This window comes from Bradyrhizobium sp. B124 (genome assembly GCF_038967635.1).
GTDB lineage: Bacteria > Pseudomonadota > Alphaproteobacteria > Rhizobiales > Xanthobacteraceae > Bradyrhizobium.
In genome coordinates, this window is sequence record NZ_CP152413.1 from 82,376 (window position 1) to 98,783 (window position 16,408).

The following is a 16,408-nucleotide window of genomic DNA, read 5'->3' on the forward strand; positions in this document are numbered from 1 at the left end:
GCGAATCCGCTTCCCTGTTATCGCAGTATATTCCCCTGTTAACTTCCGTTCCCGATCCATCGAAAGAATCTTCATTCATTGGACTTTTGCCACGGAGCGGCCATTCGGAGGCAATGAAACGCAGCGAAGTCCCTGTTATTGCCCTGATATGCAGGGAATTCGCTGCTCCAAATTGGTAGGCTAGACTGCGTCCACCGCCCGGACCCCGTTGCAGCGCTCAGTGGCAGCGCTGGGCCGTTGGTGACGATGCCTTGGACCGTCGGCCCACTTGCCGTTCCCCCCGCAATCTCTCTGTCCGCGCGCGACAATCGACGCCTTCTGCGCAGATCTAATTCGCCGTCAGCACGGCATCGACGCGTCGACTGTTGCGTGTGCTGATGACGATGACGCCGTTGCGGGTGGCAAATCGCGCACCGACGAGCCGGGGCACCTTCTCGATCAACGATGACGGCAGCGGGATCATTCCGCCGGTGACGGGATCGCCGACGTTGATCGGCGGTCCGGCCGCGCCGGCCGATGGCGCGGCCTTGATGTACTCCCTGATCAACTGGATTTCTTCCCGCGACAGATTGAGCGCGGCGTGCTCGCTACCGGCGTCAGAGGCTTTCTTTTCCGCCCGGACCCTTTCTTGCGCTTCGTCCTGCTGGGCGGCCTCGCGTTTCGCTGCGTCCTGTTCGAGTCGTACGAGACGTTCCCTCAACGGGATCAGCTCGCGCCGCAGCGTGGCGTTGTCCGACTTCAGCGAGGTGATCTGGCCGAGTGCAAGCGCTGCGGCAACGCACGCAACGACCGAGATCAGGCTGAGGCACGCAACGGCCAGCCCCGGCATTCCGACGCCCTTGACCGCTTTCCGATCCGGCACGTCGTCCTCGGAGCGCCGCCGCCGCGCCCGGGCAAATCGCGGGATGCCGGTGCCGAGGAGTTTTACAAAGTGCGAGAGCCGGGAAACGTTTCGGTCCGGCTCGTGAATGGAGCCAAATGCCGGCTCGGGGATGATCGGCGCGCGCGCGGGTGGGTCGGGTGCTGCCATTGCGCGGCTTGTGCCCAAGGTCGTGCGATCGGCAAGGCCTGCTTCCATCACCCGAGGGACTTGCCGATCAATCGCGTCGGGCCGTTCGGCAACGGCATCGCTGATCGCATCGCGCGGGTCGGCAGCAACCGTCTCCACGGGCTCCGTTTGCCGTTCGCCGGGCTCCCGCTCCTTGAGGTTCTGCTCGCCGAGCTCCTGCTCGCTGAGTTCCTGTTCGACGCGGGATGCTTCAAGCGAGCGCCATAGCGCGAGGCCGGAGTCCGTGATCTGCAGCCCGGCCTCATTGATCGAAGCCCATCCGGATTGGAAGACGTCGGCGTCGCCTAGCTCCGACGATCGCTTCAGCTTCGTGGCTGCATCGCCCGCGGCGATCATGCGCTTGACTTCGCGGCTGACCTCTTCAAGCGGAATCCGTTGCTCGGGTCTTGCGGCCAGCACGCTCAAGATCGCCAGATTGAACCTCATGTGGCGCCTCTCGATGCCCCGGCAACCGGTCGTGCAGCCGCTCCGCTCCCGTGCCGGCGATGTGCGAACCGCAGACGAGGCCGAAGCGGATCAATCATGCCGGCGCGGACGTCCGTCACTCGGAGAGTCAGGCAAGTGTAGCGGCTCCCCGAGAGGCAAACAATGCGCCTTCCGGCGCACGACAGATGGATAAGTCTGCCTGCGAACGAGACGCGTCAGGGTCACGTCCGCTGAAGCGCCTCAGAGGAACTCGCGAAGCCTGGAGAGCTCGATCACGTGCTCGGGCGACAGCACATCCGGCACGAGGGGAGGCTGCGACGTGGTCCGGATCTCGTAGAGATGCCGGGTCTTCTCGGGCTTGCCCATGAAGTCCCGGATGCATTGGTCGAGCGTTCCGTTGACGATCATATAGGGCGCGCGATCCTCTCGCCTGGAATTGCCGAGAGAAGGCCATTTGTAAAGCGAGGCCGCAGCCTGGAAGTCCACCTGATGAGAGTGGTCGGTCATGCCTTGATCTCTATCCGAAAAAGCCTGTTCGTCAAACAACGCCGGCTCATGAGCGAGCTGGCGCAGCGGGACGCGAGAGCTGCGCGCAATCGCGCTCGTCCTCGGCAGAGAACGCCCGTGGACGTCGAGCGACCTCTCAACCGCCTCGCGGTGATTGCTTCGACAGCGATCGGCAGCCCGCATCGATGCTTGGCACCACAGCGCGCCCAACGTTCGCCGGGAGATCGCCAGCACCGGCGGCCATTCCTGGTCGACTGGAGTTGAATTTGTTCTTGTTTTGTTCTTTTAACTATCGTAGCGTCCAAGGACGAGCAGTTTTGGTCAGGTCAGGGATGAACGGGTTGAGATGGCAGCCGCAGCCACCATCCTTCACGCGGACCTGGATGCGTTTTACGCGTCGGTCGAGCAGCTGCTTGAGCCGTCGCTGCGAGGCAAGCCGATCGCCGTCGGAGGCGGGGTTGTGCTTGCCGCGTCCTATGAGGCCAAGGACTTCGGGGTGTACGGCGGCATGTCGGGACGGGAAGCTCGCCGGCTCTGCCCGCAACTGATCTTCGTCGGCGGCCACTTCAGCGATTACCAAAGGCTGGGTGACGCAGCCATCAAGGTGATCGGCGACTTCACGCCGCTCGTCGAGCGCATTTCGATCGACGAGGCGTTTGCTGACGTTGCAGGCTGCACGCATCTGTTCGGAACGCCCGCCGAAATAGCCGCGGCGATCCGGCGGCGCGTGCGCACTGAGCTCGGCCTTGCGATCTCGGTGGGCGTCGCCCGCACCAAGCATCTGGCGAAGATCGCCTCGCAGGTCGCAAAGCCCGATGGACTTGTCGTCGTCGATCCCGACGCCGAGCTCCGATTCCTACACGAACTGCCGGTCGAATTGATGTGGGGAGTAGGGCCGGTCACCAGGACACGACTGGACGCGATCGGCGTCTCGACGATCGGTCAACTCGCCAAATTGTCGGAGCGGTCGCTGACGCGGCTGCTCGGTCCGGCGGCGGGCGAGAAACTCGCCGCGCTGGCCTGGAATCGCGATCCGCGACAACTCACCCCGCATCGGCGCGCGCGATCGGCAGGAGCACAATCGGCGCTTGGCCGAAAGCCCGCGATCGAGCAGGTCATTCGGCCGACGCTGCTTCATCTCGCCGACCGCGTCGCCACGCGGCTCCGGGCGAAATCCCGGCCTGGACGAACCGTGACGGTGCGCGTTCGCTTCGCCGGCCTGAAATCGGTGACGCGCTCGATGACGCTCGATGCGCCCGTGTGCACGACGGTGATCCTCGCCAGCCTCGCCGAGAAGCTGGTGCGCGCCACGCTTGCTGACCACCCAAGCGAGAAAATCATTTCGTTGCTGGCAATCTCGGTGTCACATCTCGAGGAGAACTGGGATCTTGCGCTCGAGCTCCCGCTCGGACTGGCCGATCAAGCGCTTCGCCCTGGAAGTCCGATCGGGATGGCCCGCTGGGCCGCGGACTGTGCCATCGACAAGGTCCGCGATCGTTTTGGCTGGGATGCGATCGGATACGGTTCGGCGGCGCTGGAGGTCGTTCGTTCGGTGCCCGACGATTTCCGCAAGCTGGCCGAGAAGGAGCTCTAGCGCTTCGCCGATTCATCGGCTTGTCATTGCATTAAGAAAAGGCAATCCGGAATCGCGGGCTTGTGAGTGGTGGCGTGGCGCGCCCGGTCTATCCTGAGCACGCGGAGGATAGCCATGAAATTCAGCTCCGAACTGATCCAGACGATGCGCGACGCGCTGGAGACGGTGATGGCAAGCGTGCCGGCCGATCAATCCGTGTTCGGTCTCAAGGCGGCCGTTGCAGAATGCATCTTGCGGGCGGCGGCGCACGGCCAGACGTCGTTCGACGGGCTCGTGGCGTCGGCATCCGATCAGCTGCAATCGATCATCTCGATGCTGAGCTAGCAGACCAGGTCGCACCTCAGCGTCATTGATGGCTCCCGCGCAGCCTACGATGAACCAATGCCTTGCTTTGCGATCCTGGTCAGGGCTTCGTATCCGGATGGCGTCAGGTGCAGGAGATCGCTCTTGTAATTGGCACACGGCGTTGTTCGTCCGCATGCGATGTCGGAGGCGTCGATCGTTCTGATTCCGAGTTCCCGGCTCCTTCTGCTGAGTTCGGCATTGACAGATCCAATATTCTCGGCCGCACCCTTCATCTGCTCGCCTCGCGGAAGAATCTGGATGGAGAAAATCTTGCCGTTCGGCCAAAGCGACCTGATCTCGTCAAACAGCTTTTGGTAGGATTCCATCACTCCGCACGGCTTATCGAGATAGATGTTGTTGGTCCCGACCAGCACGATGATGGACTTCGGCCTGATTTTTCGCAGCCGCTCGCGTTCGTGTTCGATGAACCAGAGCGTGTTCTGAATCCTGTCGCGTCCGACGCCGAGGTTGGCCACCGGCCCGGCGCCGAGCGAGGCTGATAGTTCCCTCGGCCACGCCTCAACCAGCGAGTCACCAAGCAAGACCGTCGAGACATCGCCGGACAGGCCCGACACATTTCTCTCATATTTGCGCAAGGCGTCGGCATTGTCCGGCATCGCGGCGGTTACGGCGAATTGCGTATCGGTTTTGTCGCATGCAGCTCGCGAGCTTTGCGCGCGTCCCGCCGATGGTAGACAGAACGCCGCGACAATTGATAACGTCGCCGCGACATAGACGATTGACGCGGTGTTGCGGGGTTCTTCATCGTGCATTTTCGATGTCATTGCGCGGTTCCATCTGAGGGCAGTCAATCTGATGTCGCTGAGCATTTCGATCCTGGGACAGTCAAACAGCATCCTGAAGGCAGGCTTTTTCCAGAAGTTTCTGGACGCCGATGACACAATTGAAGTGAAATCGGCAGGAAGGATCGGTGCATCTCCGTCCTTGCTCGGTCCGTACTTCGCCCAGGGCGACTTCTTCAAAGGCTCGGAGTTTTGCATTGTCGATACATGCGTGATCGATTTTTCGCTGCTTTCCGCCAATGCGATCGATTACTACGATGTTGTGAGGTGGGTCGAGTGGATTGGGCATTCCGCCAAACGCGCCAATTGCGAGCCGGTTTTTGTCTGCATACCGGTGAGCGACATCAACGCATCAAGAACGATCATCTCTGCCTGCATTTCCGTCTGCCAGAAGCAGGACTGGTACTATCTTGATGTAAGAGATGTCATTGCCGCGGTCGTCAAGTCCAAGAGCGTAGACGCGAAGGAACTCTATGCAGATGGCAGTCATCCAGCCGAGTTCTTGTCGGGCGTGATAGCGACGCACCTTGGCAATTTCTTGACTAAGATAAGGACGGCCAAGACTGCAAAGTGCAAACGCACGTTTGCATTCACGGCTTACGAACGCGTGCCGCTCAAAGATCAAATTGCGGGCGCACCGGTGGAGTATTCGTCGAGGCTGATCGCGTTTTCGGGGGTCCGGCTGGCACGCGGCGAGACGTATCCGATCCACATCGGGTCGGATTCATCCATCCGCGGCCTCATGGTGAACTCGGCAGCCTGCAAGAGCGTGCTGTCGATCGAGGGAGACAGAACCTTCCACAAGAACCTGCGTCTCAAACCCTATCACCCGACAAACTTCGAGGCGCGGCTCATTCCGATCTGCAGGCCAATTCGAGACCATCAGGGAATGATCAGGCTGTCCCTGACAAGCCAGGATGTGTCCATGAGCGATGTGACGCTGCATAGCTCGAAGGACGAGAACAACGAAGGCTTCATCGAAGTTGCCGATCTCGTCGTCGAGCGAGGATACGACCTGGTGACTTACACGACCACGCGGCCGGCAGATCCGGCTTCCATCAAATGGGTGCCTGATTGATGGTGGCAGTCTTATGAGCCGGTCGACCGCGACGCGTCTGTCCAACGCGCAGGGTAGCTTATCCACTATGTCACAAGTTCCCGCTGTCAGCCCACGACCTGCATTACTCCCGTAATATTCCGCGCTTCAACCGATTGACGATTTGTCGCGCTGTTAGCCGCCCGCTCTGAAAGTCGATGGATAAGTCGGTCGGCGCTTTGGCTGACAATGTCTTTCCGCTGTAGAATCAGCCCGATTCGAAGGCGCTCCTCATATGACATTCAAAGGCTTCCACATTGGCCATGACGTTAGGTTGATCGTTTGCACGCTCGAGGCCGCAAGGACCGGTCGTCGGCGCGTCTGGCGGCGGCAATGACCTCAGGCTATTGGGAATTCCGCTCCAAGGGCGGCACGTTTCGCATCGTGCCGCTGAACGGGCGATTTCACTTCTTCTTCGAAGAGGAGGATTTTGGGTCCTATCACTCGGCAGTGGCCGCGCTCGATCTCCTCGGAGGTTATTCCCATTATCCGTCGGCCCGTGGCCTACCGTTTGAAGTTCCCGAGTGGACGTTTGTTAGGGGCGGCTGAAGATGGTTATGGCCACGCGCCTCTCAGCTATTTGCTTGCGCAGTGTGTTTGACGAGCAGCGATCCCGCTAGGAAACGCCCACGACAGTCGCGTGCCAGCGGAGCCTGGCACCGGTGCGGCGGAGCTCCCTAGCATAGGACGATCGGCAGACATCGCATCCGAACTGGTTCGGGAACGATTTCCCGTAGAATAGCGGCACCGGGCCCTAAGACGTTCCATTGTGTTGCTAGGGCGCGAGCGGTAGTTTGCCGGAGACAGTTCGTGGCCTGGCATGGAAACCTTGCCAGGAGGGTTTCCAGCCGGGGGCACTGACCGAGGCGGCAAGCCGTTCAGCGTCGGACTAATGCCCTTGCAGTCCGAGCGAGCTCAAGCGCGTCGAGCCGCTTCCCTGCTCGCCTAGGCTGCGGTACGCTACCCGCTTTCCCATTTGCGCACTTGAATGGACCGTTCAGTCGGCCATTGGTTCTGCTCTCGGTCGGATTGCATTTTGTTTGTTGCGGAGCACCAAATGGACTCCACGCTGGATAACAAGGTTGCGGAAGAGCGGCTCTCGAGCTTGGAGGAGCAGCTTTCGGACTTCGCACGTGAAGCGGGAGTCAGTCCGTTGAGTCCAACGACCAGCACGAAAGTGCCTCGAACGTTGCGAGCAATGATTCATCGATTGGAAGATTGGCGCTATCCGGCCGCCATCGGTTTTGTTGTGCTGGCATCCATTGTTGGGGGTACTTGGTGGTGGTCCTCCGTTGGTACGCCGGTCGTATCCCCCTCAAACCCCACACCTCTGACACAAGCCGGGCCGAAAGACATTGCGTCGACTGCCGTCGTACCTTCCCCGGATATTGCACAGCAGCTCCAACCGATGGCGCGCGATCTCGCTGCCTTAAGGCAGGCGGTCGAACAGCTGCAACTGAGGCAAGAACAACTGGTCCGCGACAATGAAAGCGTGGCAAGCCAACTCAAGGCGAGTCAGGTGGAAACAGCACGCAACAACGATGTCATCGGCCAGATCAAGGCTGCCCAGATTCAGATGGCGCAGGACAGCAAGACGATGACCGAGCGGCTCAACGCAAGCCAGGAACAACTGGCCAGTCTGATCGCCAACGCTTCGGCGCCAAAGGCAGAGCCTGACGAGCCCAAGCCGTCGTCAGAACAACCAAAGATAACCTCCGAAATACCAGTGCCGCGTCCGCGGCCGCCGACCAATGTCACCCAGACGCATAAGCGGGCGCCGAATGCGGCGCGCCCGCAAGCGAACAAGCCGCAACCGTCGGCATGGCCGTGGTCAGCGCGCTAATCTGCGAAGCCACCTTCATGACAGGGAGTAACGGATAGGCCGCTGGCGCTGGGACGGCGGCCTCTTGAACCTGATCTCAAGGAATGACTTGGAATCGGCGGCGGTCGGTGAGCGGCACCTCGCCCAGCGCGCGAAGCGATGCGGGACGATGTAGCGCGCTTCCAGAACAGCGCCGCGCGATCGGGCGGCTCGGCTAACCCGCGGCCTTTATTCTGATCACGTCGCGCGCATGTCGCATCGCGGGCGCTCTTCGTTGGCACGGTTCCCTTCGTAAAGTCGAAGAGACGGCTCCATACGGGCGAAGTGGGCTTCGTCGCCCGCGCGATACCTCGGATGAGCGAGTGACAGCGAGCGGAACCCGCAGAGTGGAAGGCCGAGCTGTGAGAACTGTCTGGCTCTGCGTCATGCAAGGCGCAACGGCGGAGATCAACTACCTCAGGGTCATTGCCATACCGCACGCCGCGGCATGGTTCCGCGGAAACGGGGGTGTATCGGCATAGGCCTTGCAGTCTAGGCGATGCTGGGAATTTCAGTGTCCCGGTTTAGGAATAGACCGTCCCCGGCTGTGTTTTTTTGAGATCGGCGGACTGAATTGATTGGGAGGTATCGTTGAATTTCACCGCGCCTGAGCAAGCTAGATTCCTCGTTCGGAAAGGAAGCACCGACTGGATGGTTTATGATCGAGAACTCAAGGGGCCGGCGCAGCTCGAAAAAGGTGGCCGCTTTGCCGAGAAGCTGACGAAGGAGCAGGCCGAACGCATAAAGCAGGCTTTGACTGACGCTCTACCGGCACCTGCGGGCAATGCTCGGGTTTGGCGTGATCGACTGCATCGCGAAGTGTCGGCGAAACAGACCACGAACAAATGACGCCTGTGTTACCTAGTAAGATATATGAACAGAATGAGACACCGGGGAACGAGGCGGGGCAAAATGGCGACAAGTTCGTGGAACAAAGCTAGGCCCTTGAGGAATTCGACTGCGATTGCTGAGCGTTAAGGACCGCCATTGCTGTGCGAGCCTTTAGAACAAGCCGGGAACTTCTCGAGAGCCTGTTCTTCATTTACATGCTGCCGCCCGGCGCTGCGGTCAAAAATCAGCGTGACGCATGGTCTTGCGGAGGACATAACCCGTTCACACTATCTCCGACGTGCCATGTACTAGGCCATTCGTCCTTAGCCTCTGGATCGCCAACTGTTCTTCAGTGAGGCGCCTTTCGACGAATTCCCTCTCTTGTTCGGTTAGGTGGCCCTTGAGCAATCGGCGATAGCGCTGGACATTGTTCCCGTAGACTTTCAGGCGCATCAACTGCTCGTCGGTCATCTTCGTCTCCATGCGAGACCGGCAATAGGCGGACACCTCCCGGCCATTCCCAACAAAATTGCAGAGAGCCGGGAAAAATCTCGCCACTGTCTCTGCGCCGCTTCAATGATTTCGGTTGTGACTTTGCGCAACCTTTCCTGGCAGTGTGGAAGGTGACGATGCGCACCGAATGGCTTCCCTGCACGGCCCCGGAGCAGTGTCTCGCGATGTGTACTCGCATCATCACCGGTATCGCGCGAGGCGCGACCTATCCAGGACCATAAGGCCTCCCGCAACTACAAAATCGAGGCCTTGCTCCGAATCTTACGAACGATCGAAGGCGCGCAACGCACGATTTGCTCCCGCTGCAATCGAGTGAGTGTAGATTAGTTACCCTTCTTTGCAGAGCGTTGGCTGGAAATTCCGAGGTATTCCGTCGAACTGTCGCGGAGCCATCCGGAGTCACGATCAATTTGGGCAACTACGATGCCACTCGCTAGGGGGATTATTCGCCGGTCCATCGATGCCTCAAGTCCGGCCGTGTCCGTGGTCAAAGACCAGTTGAGCGAAGGCTGCCGCGATCGACGGCGCCGACGACTGCCAAGACACTGGCACGGCGAATCCGTACCTCTGCAAATATTCCGGTGCGCAATTGATCGGTGTTTCGAACTCCTGCCATCCCAGCGGTCAGGCGGTGCTCCCGGTCGCGGTGATGCACCGGTCAATCGATTCCTCGTTGCTGCGTCAGGTCAGGGTTGGGAGAGCGCATAATCCGGAAGGGTTAGGCGGGCTCCTCCAAGGGGAAATAGCGCGCGAGGGCGAACTGCACGAAACTACGATGAAAATTCGGATCGGCGAAGGCAGGGTCCCATGGGAGAATAAATGCAGCAGTGCCACGAACCGCAAACGGCGGATAGCCGTGCTCGTGCTCGCGGTGTTGGTGCTCACGAACAATCCGCTCCTTAACAATGTGACGTCGCACAATGTTACAGCGATCTCGGTGGGAAGGTGGGAATCGAGGTGGTCACATTGGGAGCGGGGCCTCAATCCGGATCATGGGCTTCGCGCCGAGGGTAGGGCACTTAACGCCGCACCTCGATAGATCGTGTCGCCAAACGAAAGGTGACTGCGGATGGACCGCACGGTTCTCCTCGACAATGAAGTAGGCCGCGCCGGCGACATCGCAGGCGCGCCGCCGCGACGCCTGCTCAGTGTTGCACAGCCTGTACTCCTGTGGTCGACGGCCGTCGCCATGCTCGCAACCGCATGGGCACCCGAAACAACACGGGCGTCGCCCGATCCTGTGCGTCTCGCGGCAGATGCGCAGCAAACGATGGCCCTTCGCATTGTCAATTCTGCTGCCGCGGCGGAGGACGGCAATTCCGAAGCTACGCCGCGGGACGAAAGCGGTACCAAGCGGCCGATGCTGATCGTACAGGAAGCGCGCGACCAGAGCGGGCCTCCCTCGGACCAGGAGCCCAATTTGGGTGGCAGCCTGTCCTGCGAACTCTCCACTGCAAGGCTTGACATTGGCTTGCTGCAGCGCCTCGAGCACGAGCGTGAGAGGGCAGAGACGTTGGAGCAGGGTCTCGCCGCGGCTCGACGCGACCTCGAAGTCCAGACTGCCCTGGCCAACAAGGCCGTCGAAGATGCTGCCCGGGTGAAACAAGCCGTGCAGGGTGGCGCGGGGGCGCAGGATGCGCTGCAACAAGTGCTGGAGAGGGCAGGAAGGCTGGAACAGGATCTCGTGGCGGCTCGACACGATGTCGAGACCCAGACCGCGCTGGCGGCACAAGCAGGCGAGGAAGTTTCACGGCTGAAGCGGGCGGGGGAGATCGGCACGGCCGAGACAAGGCAACCGCCTGCAAAGGCCGGAGTGCCGGCGGGCGGCTTTTCTTTGACGCGGAGCGCAATCCAGGCCTACGAAGCTCAAGCCCGTGCGGCTGGAGGAGAACTGGCCGAACTCGGACAGGCTACTGCGAGCGATACCGGGTCGCTTCGCTACCCGGAACAGTTCGCACGTCTCGAGCAGGATCTCGCGGTCGCGCGAGGGGAGCTGGAGACACAGACTTCAATTGCGACGAAAGCGAGCGAGGAGGCGTCCCGCCTCAGGCAGTCGGGGGAGAGGGACGCAGCCGACTTGCAGCAGGAACGCGAGCAGTCTGCGCGGCTGGAGCGGGATCTCGCGGCGACGCGGCGTGATCTGGAGACTCAGACTGCGCTGGCGGCGAAGGCAGCCGAAGAAGCCTCCCGGCTGAAAGCCGCAGAGGCGAGCGGAACACCGGACCTGAAAAAGGAAGATGAGCGGTCCGCGCAGCTGGAGCGGGACCTCGCGGCGGCACGGCGTGATCTGGAGGCCCAAACTGCGCTGGCGGCAAAGGCGGGCGAGGAAGTCTCGCGTCAGAAGCTGTCCGCGGAAGCCGTGGTTGTCGATCTGAGGCAATCGCGCGCGAAGGCCGACGCGCTTGCACAGGAACTCTCCCAGGCGCGCAGCTCGATCTACGCATATGAGGCGCAGGCGCTCAAGGCTGGCGAAGAAGTGACGGAGCTCAGGCGGGCGGCTGAACGCGGCGCGGCTTCAGCCCAGAAAGCCGCACCCGTCGAACTTGGACAATTGGCCCGGCTGGAGCAGGATCTTGCGGCGGCTCGCAGTGAAGTCGAGGCCCAGGCCGCACTGGCGGCGAAAGCAATCGATGAAACAGCCCGATTGAAGCGGGAGAGGGAGAACGGCGCGGCAGAGTCGCAGAACCTGCTGCAGGCGGCACGTCAGCGGGCTGACAGGCTGGAGCAGGATCTGGTGGCGGCGCGGCGTGATGCCGAGAGCAAGACTGCGCTGGTGTCGAAAGCCGGCGACGAAACCACACGGCTGCAAGTCGTGGTCAAGAGCGCCGCCGCGGACCTGCAAAAGGAACGCGAGCGATCCGCGCGGCTGGAGCAGGATCTGGCGGCGGCGCGACGTGATGTCGAGAGTAGGACCGCGCTGGTGACGCAGGCAGGCGAGCAAACATCGCGACTGCAAGCAGCGGGCAAGAGCGCGGCTGCGGACCTGCAAAAGGAACGCGAGCGGTCCGCACAGCTGGAGCAGGATTTGACGACGGCGCGGCGCGATGTCGAATCCAAGACTGCACTGGCAGCCAAAGCGGCCGAGGATCTGTCCCGGCTGACATCGGCGGGGAAGAGCGGCGCGGTGGATTTGCAAAAGGAGCGTGAGCGGTCCGCACGCCTGGAACAGGACCTGGCAGCAGTGCGTCGCGAAAATGAGGTCCAGACGGCGAGGGCCGCAAAGGCAAACGAGGACGTCTTGCTGCAGAAGACAGCAATAGAAGCCGATGCCGCTGAGTTGAAGCAATTGCGCGGCGAAAGCGCCGGCGTGAGGGCGCAGAACTTCTTCCTGTCGCGGAGCGCGATCCATGCCTATGAGGCGCAGGGTCGCAAAGGGCTCGGCGCTGCATCAGACGTTGTGACGACCGGTTCGCGTGGCCCAGACAAGTCCGGCTACGTCGGAGTGGCTGCCAATCCGATCGCCGAGCAGGCACCCCCGGCACCTGCTCGCGCTGTTGTTCAGCCCGCTTCCGAGCAGGTTGCGGAAGCTGCAGGGTTGGTGGCGCGTGCCAGTTCCCTGCTTCGGCAGGGCGATGTAGGGGCGGCGCGGCTTGTGCTTGAGCGCGCCGTCGAGATGGGCAGTGCGCAGGCGAGCTTTGCGCTGGCAGAAACCTACGATCCGTTGGTTCTGGCGAAATGGGGAACTTACGGCACGCGCAGCGATGCGACCAAAGCAAAGGCGCTGTATGCCAGGGCCGATGCAGCAGGAATCAAGGAGGCGAAAGCTCGGCTGGACGCGCTGCATCGCTAACATTTCGGGGCACGCGCCGTCCCAAGCCCATCAGCTCGCAACCGTGACCGATCGGGCCGACCTCATCATCTGATACCGACTGAAGGCGCATCAGCTTCCGTCACCGCGGTTCGGCCCGTCGCCGGCGACGGGCCTAAACCGCTCAGCTTTCGGGAAGGTGCGTCCGGAAGATCCTGGTATCGCAAGGATACCTCGACCGTGTCGCCTGGTTGCAATTCGGTATCTTCGCTTGCGGCAATCTGTTCCGGCCCGTTCTTACCCTTCCTGACGATGGTAATGTCGGGCTTGCTTCCGCTTCCTCGCACGAGCTGTGATCGAACCATAGCGGTGTACTGAATCTTCTCACCCACCGCCTGCAGTCTCTCGCGAACCTGGTTAAGCTTCAGGCTCGTTTCCTGCAGCTCACGTAGCAGGTCAAGCCGCCGCTGATCATCGAGCTTTGTCAGCCTTCTGGAGAGCTCATCCTGCTGCTTCTTGACCTGTAGCAGCTGCGCAGAGGTCTGCAACCTCCTGGTTGACGACAGCAAAACCGCCCGACGCGCATCTGTAACGCGCGGGCTGGTCAGGGTGCCTTTGGCGAACATTTCTTGCGCTTTTTGCAACTCGTCCTGGTCGGACTGAAATCCCTCCTCTTCCCTTTTTTGCTGCTCGGACAGCACGCGCACTTCCTCGTCTCCCTGCCGAACACCGCGCTGGAGGAACTCCTTCTCCTGCTGATAGTCACTCTGCTTCGCCTTCAAATACTCCGTTTCAGCATTGAAGATTTCTGAAATCGCCGATCGAGCTATCGGTGCCTCCTTCGTAGCGTTTGGAGCGATCTGGGTCGCCTCTCCGAGTTCCGTCTTGATACGCCACGAGCGCGCCTGCTCTTTGGCGAATTCTGTCCAAAGCGATCCGTACTCGGCTCTCAGGTCCGCCAGATCAAGATAAGGATTGTTCATTCTCACATGCATGATGTCGTAACCGCTCGCCAGCGCTATGAGTTGACGTGCGGTGATCGACGGAAGGTAAGGATACTGACCCGGCTTCGAGACATCGCCATTGATGTATATTGGCCTGTAGTCCGCCACGGTTGCAGTGATTTCATCTGCATCTATCACGATGACGCTTTCACGCCCTTCCGGACTTCTCTGTCGAAACACCTTGTTCGCTAGTGCAGCGCCGACCTTGGCTCGGATCTGTGGCAAGCTCAGGCCCGCTACCTGAAGCACTCCGACGAGCGGCAACGATATGTTCCCGTCCGTCTGGACGGCTGCACGAGATCGCAGCTCCGGCACGCCCGCGGCCGCGACCTCCAGCACATCTCCGACATTGACGAGATATTCCGCTCTCGCTTGTGCCACTGAAATCGTTAAGGCGAGGGCGGCCAAGCCCCATTTGATATAGCCGCCGAGGCCGTTGCCCGTGATACCGAGTCTGAAACGCTTGCGCGGTGTGAAATTCGGCATGACGGCAACTTTCTCTGCGACGTGGTCACCAGGATGAAACCCGCGGAATCTGTCGGCGTGCCGACACGTCAATACCGCTGACGCTCCGGTAGCCATCGAGACGGACGATCGGCAAAACCGAGGTTCGTTCCCACATCTGTCGGGGGCAGGACGTACCGCCCACATTTTCGATTGATCGGCCTTGTTGATCGTCAATTCGAAGTTGCATCAGACCCATGGAGACGTGCGAGCGAGCGGATCGCCACTCGAATTTAGTCCGGTCGTGCCGCGGCTCAATGGACCATCGTAATTACCCATTTATTGCCTTTCCCAAGCTGTGACCCGGAATGTACTGATTCAGCAGGAAATGAGCCGTTGGGCCGTAGAGTGCCATGAACGTTGCGTTCTTCACCAGCTTGCCGGCCTCCGCCAACCTTCCGGCGCATCCGGTCCATGGCAGCAGGGTGAATTCACCAGATGCCGTCAGGCCGGTTAATGGCCGCACTGGCTATGACCGCTGCCGAATTCCTCGCCAGCGTGATTTCGGCTCGTTTCGCGGTCGTCGTCTATCACAGGTTGATGCGGTGACCACGCGCCGGTTTCGGCCAGCTACCCTCGTCTCGAAAGGCGCATGAATGCCTATTGATATGACTCAGCCGGCCGCACCTTCCGCTAGCCTTGCTTCCTTGAGCGAGCCCACTTGCGCTGTTTGACCTGGCTGCCGCAACGGAGCTCCAATTATCAGCGCTGGTATGAAAATGTTGCAGAATACAACGGATAGTTGGATGAATCGGGACGATCCGCCGCCGCCAGAGTTTCATCCTACGTCGGTCATTTCCCCGCAAGCGGTGGTTGCCTTCATCAGGCGACGCCTGTTGACCATATCACTGGGGTGTTGCGCAGCGCTTGGCATTGCCATGCTCTACCTCATCATGGCGGTTCCCACGTTTGTTTCCAAGGCGCAACTTATCGTCGATTCGAAAGCGACCCCCAGCGACGTTGCGGCAGTCGCAACGATTGTCGAGAGTCAGATCGGCATCATTAGGTCCGAGAGCATCGCCAGTGCCGTGATCGAGAAGCTCGGTCTTGCGCAGGATCCGGAATTTGCGGGCGGCCAGGGTAGTAGCGTGCTGTCCGTATCGCGTCTGCTCGGCTGGAGTAGACCGGAAGGCAAAGGTAGCGCCATGCGCTACGCGGTGGAATCCTTCGGACAAAGGCTTACCGCCAAGCGTGTCGGCCCGACTTACCTTGTCGAGCTCACCTTCAGTTCCAAAGATCCTGATCGAGCAGCGCAGATTCTGAACGCCGTCGCGGAAAAGTATATTACTCATCAAATGGACCAGGGCGGCTCGTTGCAGGATGAGGCGTGGGTCCGGGACCGACTGAATGGCTTGAGCACTCAAGCGTCAGCTGCGCAGAAGGCACTCGAGGACTTCAACAGAAACAAAAAGGATGAGCCGGATTCCGCTGCCAATATGGATAAGTTGGTAGCCGCTGCGGAATCAGCCAAAAGTGCCTACGACAATTTTCGTCACATGCTGCGCAGACTGGAGGCTACGCGACAACAGTCCTCGCCAGTGTTTGCTGCGAGTCTGATTACTCAGGCGTTGCCTCCGCTGAGGGCCGCTTCGCCGAAGCCTAAGAGTGTGCTTGGAATAGCGCTCCTTGGCGGGCTGCTTCTTGGCCTCGCCGTCGCTGTGCTGCAGGATCTGATGGATGGTCACATGCACTTCGGTGCGTGGGACCTCTTGCGCGGACAGGATGACAGGGCCGAGTGGCCTGTCCCGGACACTGTTCGACCGGATCATCAACCTGAAGCATCGACAAAGACCAGGCCAGTGCGCCTTACGGGTTCGGGGTGAGGGCGGAGCAGCCATTTTCAGCAACGCTTGGGATCCATTGTGCTGGACGGCGGGCGGGCAGGCGCCATCGGATGATCAGTATCAGGCACGATGGCGCCTTGGCCCGGCGAGCACGGTGCAGAGGTCGTGGCGTGGGCCGCATCCCAGGCGCAGCTTTTCGGGGCAACGGTGGCCCGCGCCATCTGGCTGGACGCTGGAATTCGCGTTCGGAAGACGTCGCGCTTCTGGCCAGTGCTGAAGACAGGGTGCGGCGCGTTGTGGCCATGTCGATAGAATTGCTCAAT

Annotated in this window: 13 protein-coding genes; 8 read left to right on the top strand and 5 right to left on the bottom strand. The window is 60.7% G+C overall.

Translation table 11 applies throughout. From position 1 onward, the window contains the following. Positions 1–328: 328 nt before the first annotated feature. Together AAFG13_RS00295 and AAFG13_RS00300 are read right to left on the bottom strand one after the other, a co-directional pair. Positions 329–1,474: a hypothetical protein gene (locus AAFG13_RS00295; RefSeq protein WP_342710775.1), complete on the bottom strand. Its 1,146-nt coding sequence runs from the start codon at positions 1,472–1,474 to the stop codon at positions 329–331. Positions 1,475–1,735: 261 nt separating this feature from the next. Then, the gene (locus AAFG13_RS00300) at positions 1,736–2,002 is read right to left on the bottom strand and encodes a hypothetical protein (RefSeq protein ID WP_092125468.1); all 267 of its coding nucleotides are present in this window, start codon (positions 2,000–2,002) and stop codon (positions 1,736–1,738) included. Between the two features lie 346 nt (positions 2,003–2,348). Between AAFG13_RS00300 and dinB the strand changes: the two genes are divergently transcribed. Continuing rightward, positions 2,349–3,596 (top strand): DNA polymerase IV, encoded by a 1,248-nt coding sequence (gene dinB / locus AAFG13_RS00305; protein WP_342710776.1) that lies wholly within the window; start codon positions 2,349–2,351, stop codon positions 3,594–3,596. Between the two features lie 114 nt (positions 3,597–3,710). Next, positions 3,711–3,920, top strand: coding sequence for a hypothetical protein (locus tag AAFG13_RS00310; protein WP_212315383.1), 210 nt, complete (start codon positions 3,711–3,713; stop codon positions 3,918–3,920). A 44-nt stretch (positions 3,921–3,964) separates the two neighbouring features. Here AAFG13_RS00310 and AAFG13_RS00315 read toward each other — a convergent pair whose 3' ends face one another. Then, a complete protein-coding gene (locus AAFG13_RS00315; protein WP_342710777.1) occupies positions 3,965–4,771 on the bottom strand; it encodes a GDSL-type esterase/lipase family protein in 807 nt (268 codons plus the stop codon). Here AAFG13_RS00315 and AAFG13_RS00320 point away from each other — a divergent pair. The 4 genes from AAFG13_RS00320 (at position 4,758) to AAFG13_RS00335 (ending at position 8,550) form a co-directional block, all read left to right on the top strand. Beyond that, positions 4,758–5,822 carry a hypothetical protein gene (locus tag AAFG13_RS00320; protein ID WP_342710778.1) on the top strand — a complete coding sequence of 355 codons (1,065 nt, stop codon included), beginning with the start codon at positions 4,758–4,760 and terminating at the stop codon, positions 5,820–5,822. The two genes, AAFG13_RS00315 and AAFG13_RS00320, sit on opposite strands and share 14 nt — an antisense overlap. A gap of 351 nt (positions 5,823–6,173) precedes the next feature. Then, positions 6,174–6,389 carry a hypothetical protein gene (locus tag AAFG13_RS00325; RefSeq protein WP_212315377.1) on the top strand — a complete coding sequence of 72 codons (216 nt, stop codon included), beginning with the start codon at positions 6,174–6,176 and terminating at the stop codon, positions 6,387–6,389. Positions 6,390–6,897: 508 nt separating this feature from the next. Then, positions 6,898–7,683, top strand: coding sequence for a hypothetical protein (locus AAFG13_RS00330; RefSeq protein WP_212315375.1), 786 nt, complete (start codon positions 6,898–6,900; stop codon positions 7,681–7,683). Between the two features lie 609 nt (positions 7,684–8,292). Continuing rightward, positions 8,293–8,550 (top strand): hypothetical protein, encoded by a 258-nt coding sequence (locus tag AAFG13_RS00335; RefSeq protein ID WP_342710779.1) that lies wholly within the window; start codon positions 8,293–8,295, stop codon positions 8,548–8,550. Positions 8,551–8,814: 264 nt separating this feature from the next. Here AAFG13_RS00335 and AAFG13_RS00340 read toward each other — a convergent pair whose 3' ends face one another. After that, positions 8,815–9,003 (bottom strand): hypothetical protein, encoded by a 189-nt coding sequence (locus tag AAFG13_RS00340; protein WP_212315373.1) that lies wholly within the window; start codon positions 9,001–9,003, stop codon positions 8,815–8,817. A 1,111-nt stretch (positions 9,004–10,114) separates the two neighbouring features. On the opposite strand from AAFG13_RS00340, the gene AAFG13_RS00345 reads away from it, so the two are divergent. Further along, positions 10,115–12,835: a hypothetical protein gene (locus AAFG13_RS00345; RefSeq protein ID WP_342710780.1), complete on the top strand. Its 2,721-nt coding sequence runs from the start codon at positions 10,115–10,117 to the stop codon at positions 12,833–12,835. Positions 12,836–12,900: 65 nt separating this feature from the next. On the opposite strand, the gene AAFG13_RS00350 is transcribed toward AAFG13_RS00345, so the two are convergent. Beyond that, positions 12,901–14,283 (bottom strand): polysaccharide biosynthesis/export family protein, encoded by a 1,383-nt coding sequence (locus AAFG13_RS00350; RefSeq protein WP_212315369.1) that lies wholly within the window; start codon positions 14,281–14,283, stop codon positions 12,901–12,903. Positions 14,284–15,047: 764 nt separating this feature from the next. Here AAFG13_RS00350 and AAFG13_RS00355 point away from each other — a divergent pair. Further along, positions 15,048–16,124, top strand: coding sequence for a Wzz/FepE/Etk N-terminal domain-containing protein (locus tag AAFG13_RS00355; protein WP_212315367.1), 1,077 nt, complete (start codon positions 15,048–15,050; stop codon positions 16,122–16,124). Positions 16,125–16,408 lie beyond the last annotated feature (284 nt).

Bases quoted from the DNA above. Each gene is read 5' to 3' on its own strand.
- AAFG13_RS00350 (WP_212315369.1), bottom strand. From the start codon at position 14,283: ATGCCGAATTTCACACCGCGCAAGCGTTTCAGACTCGGTATCACGGGC.
- AAFG13_RS00300 (WP_092125468.1), bottom strand. From the start codon at position 2,002: ATGACCGACCACTCTCATCAGGTGGACTTCCAGGCTGCGGCCTCGCTT.
- AAFG13_RS00315 (WP_342710777.1), bottom strand. From the start codon at position 4,771: ATGCTCAGCGACATCAGATTGACTGCCCTCAGATGGAACCGCGCAATG.
- AAFG13_RS00355 (WP_212315367.1), top strand. From the start codon at position 15,048: ATGAATCGGGACGATCCGCCGCCGCCAGAGTTTCATCCTACGTCGGTC.
- AAFG13_RS00340 (WP_212315373.1), bottom strand. From the start codon at position 9,003: ATGACCGACGAGCAGTTGATGCGCCTGAAAGTCTACGGGAACAATGTC.
- dinB (WP_342710776.1), top strand. From the start codon at position 2,349: ATGGCAGCCGCAGCCACCATCCTTCACGCGGACCTGGATGCGTTTTAC.
- AAFG13_RS00325 (WP_212315377.1), top strand. From the start codon at position 6,174: ATGACCTCAGGCTATTGGGAATTCCGCTCCAAGGGCGGCACGTTTCGC.
- AAFG13_RS00330 (WP_212315375.1), top strand. From the start codon at position 6,898: ATGGACTCCACGCTGGATAACAAGGTTGCGGAAGAGCGGCTCTCGAGC.
- AAFG13_RS00310 (WP_212315383.1), top strand. From the start codon at position 3,711: ATGAAATTCAGCTCCGAACTGATCCAGACGATGCGCGACGCGCTGGAG.
- AAFG13_RS00320 (WP_342710778.1), top strand. From the start codon at position 4,758: ATGTCGCTGAGCATTTCGATCCTGGGACAGTCAAACAGCATCCTGAAG.
- AAFG13_RS00345 (WP_342710780.1), top strand. From the start codon at position 10,115: ATGGACCGCACGGTTCTCCTCGACAATGAAGTAGGCCGCGCCGGCGAC.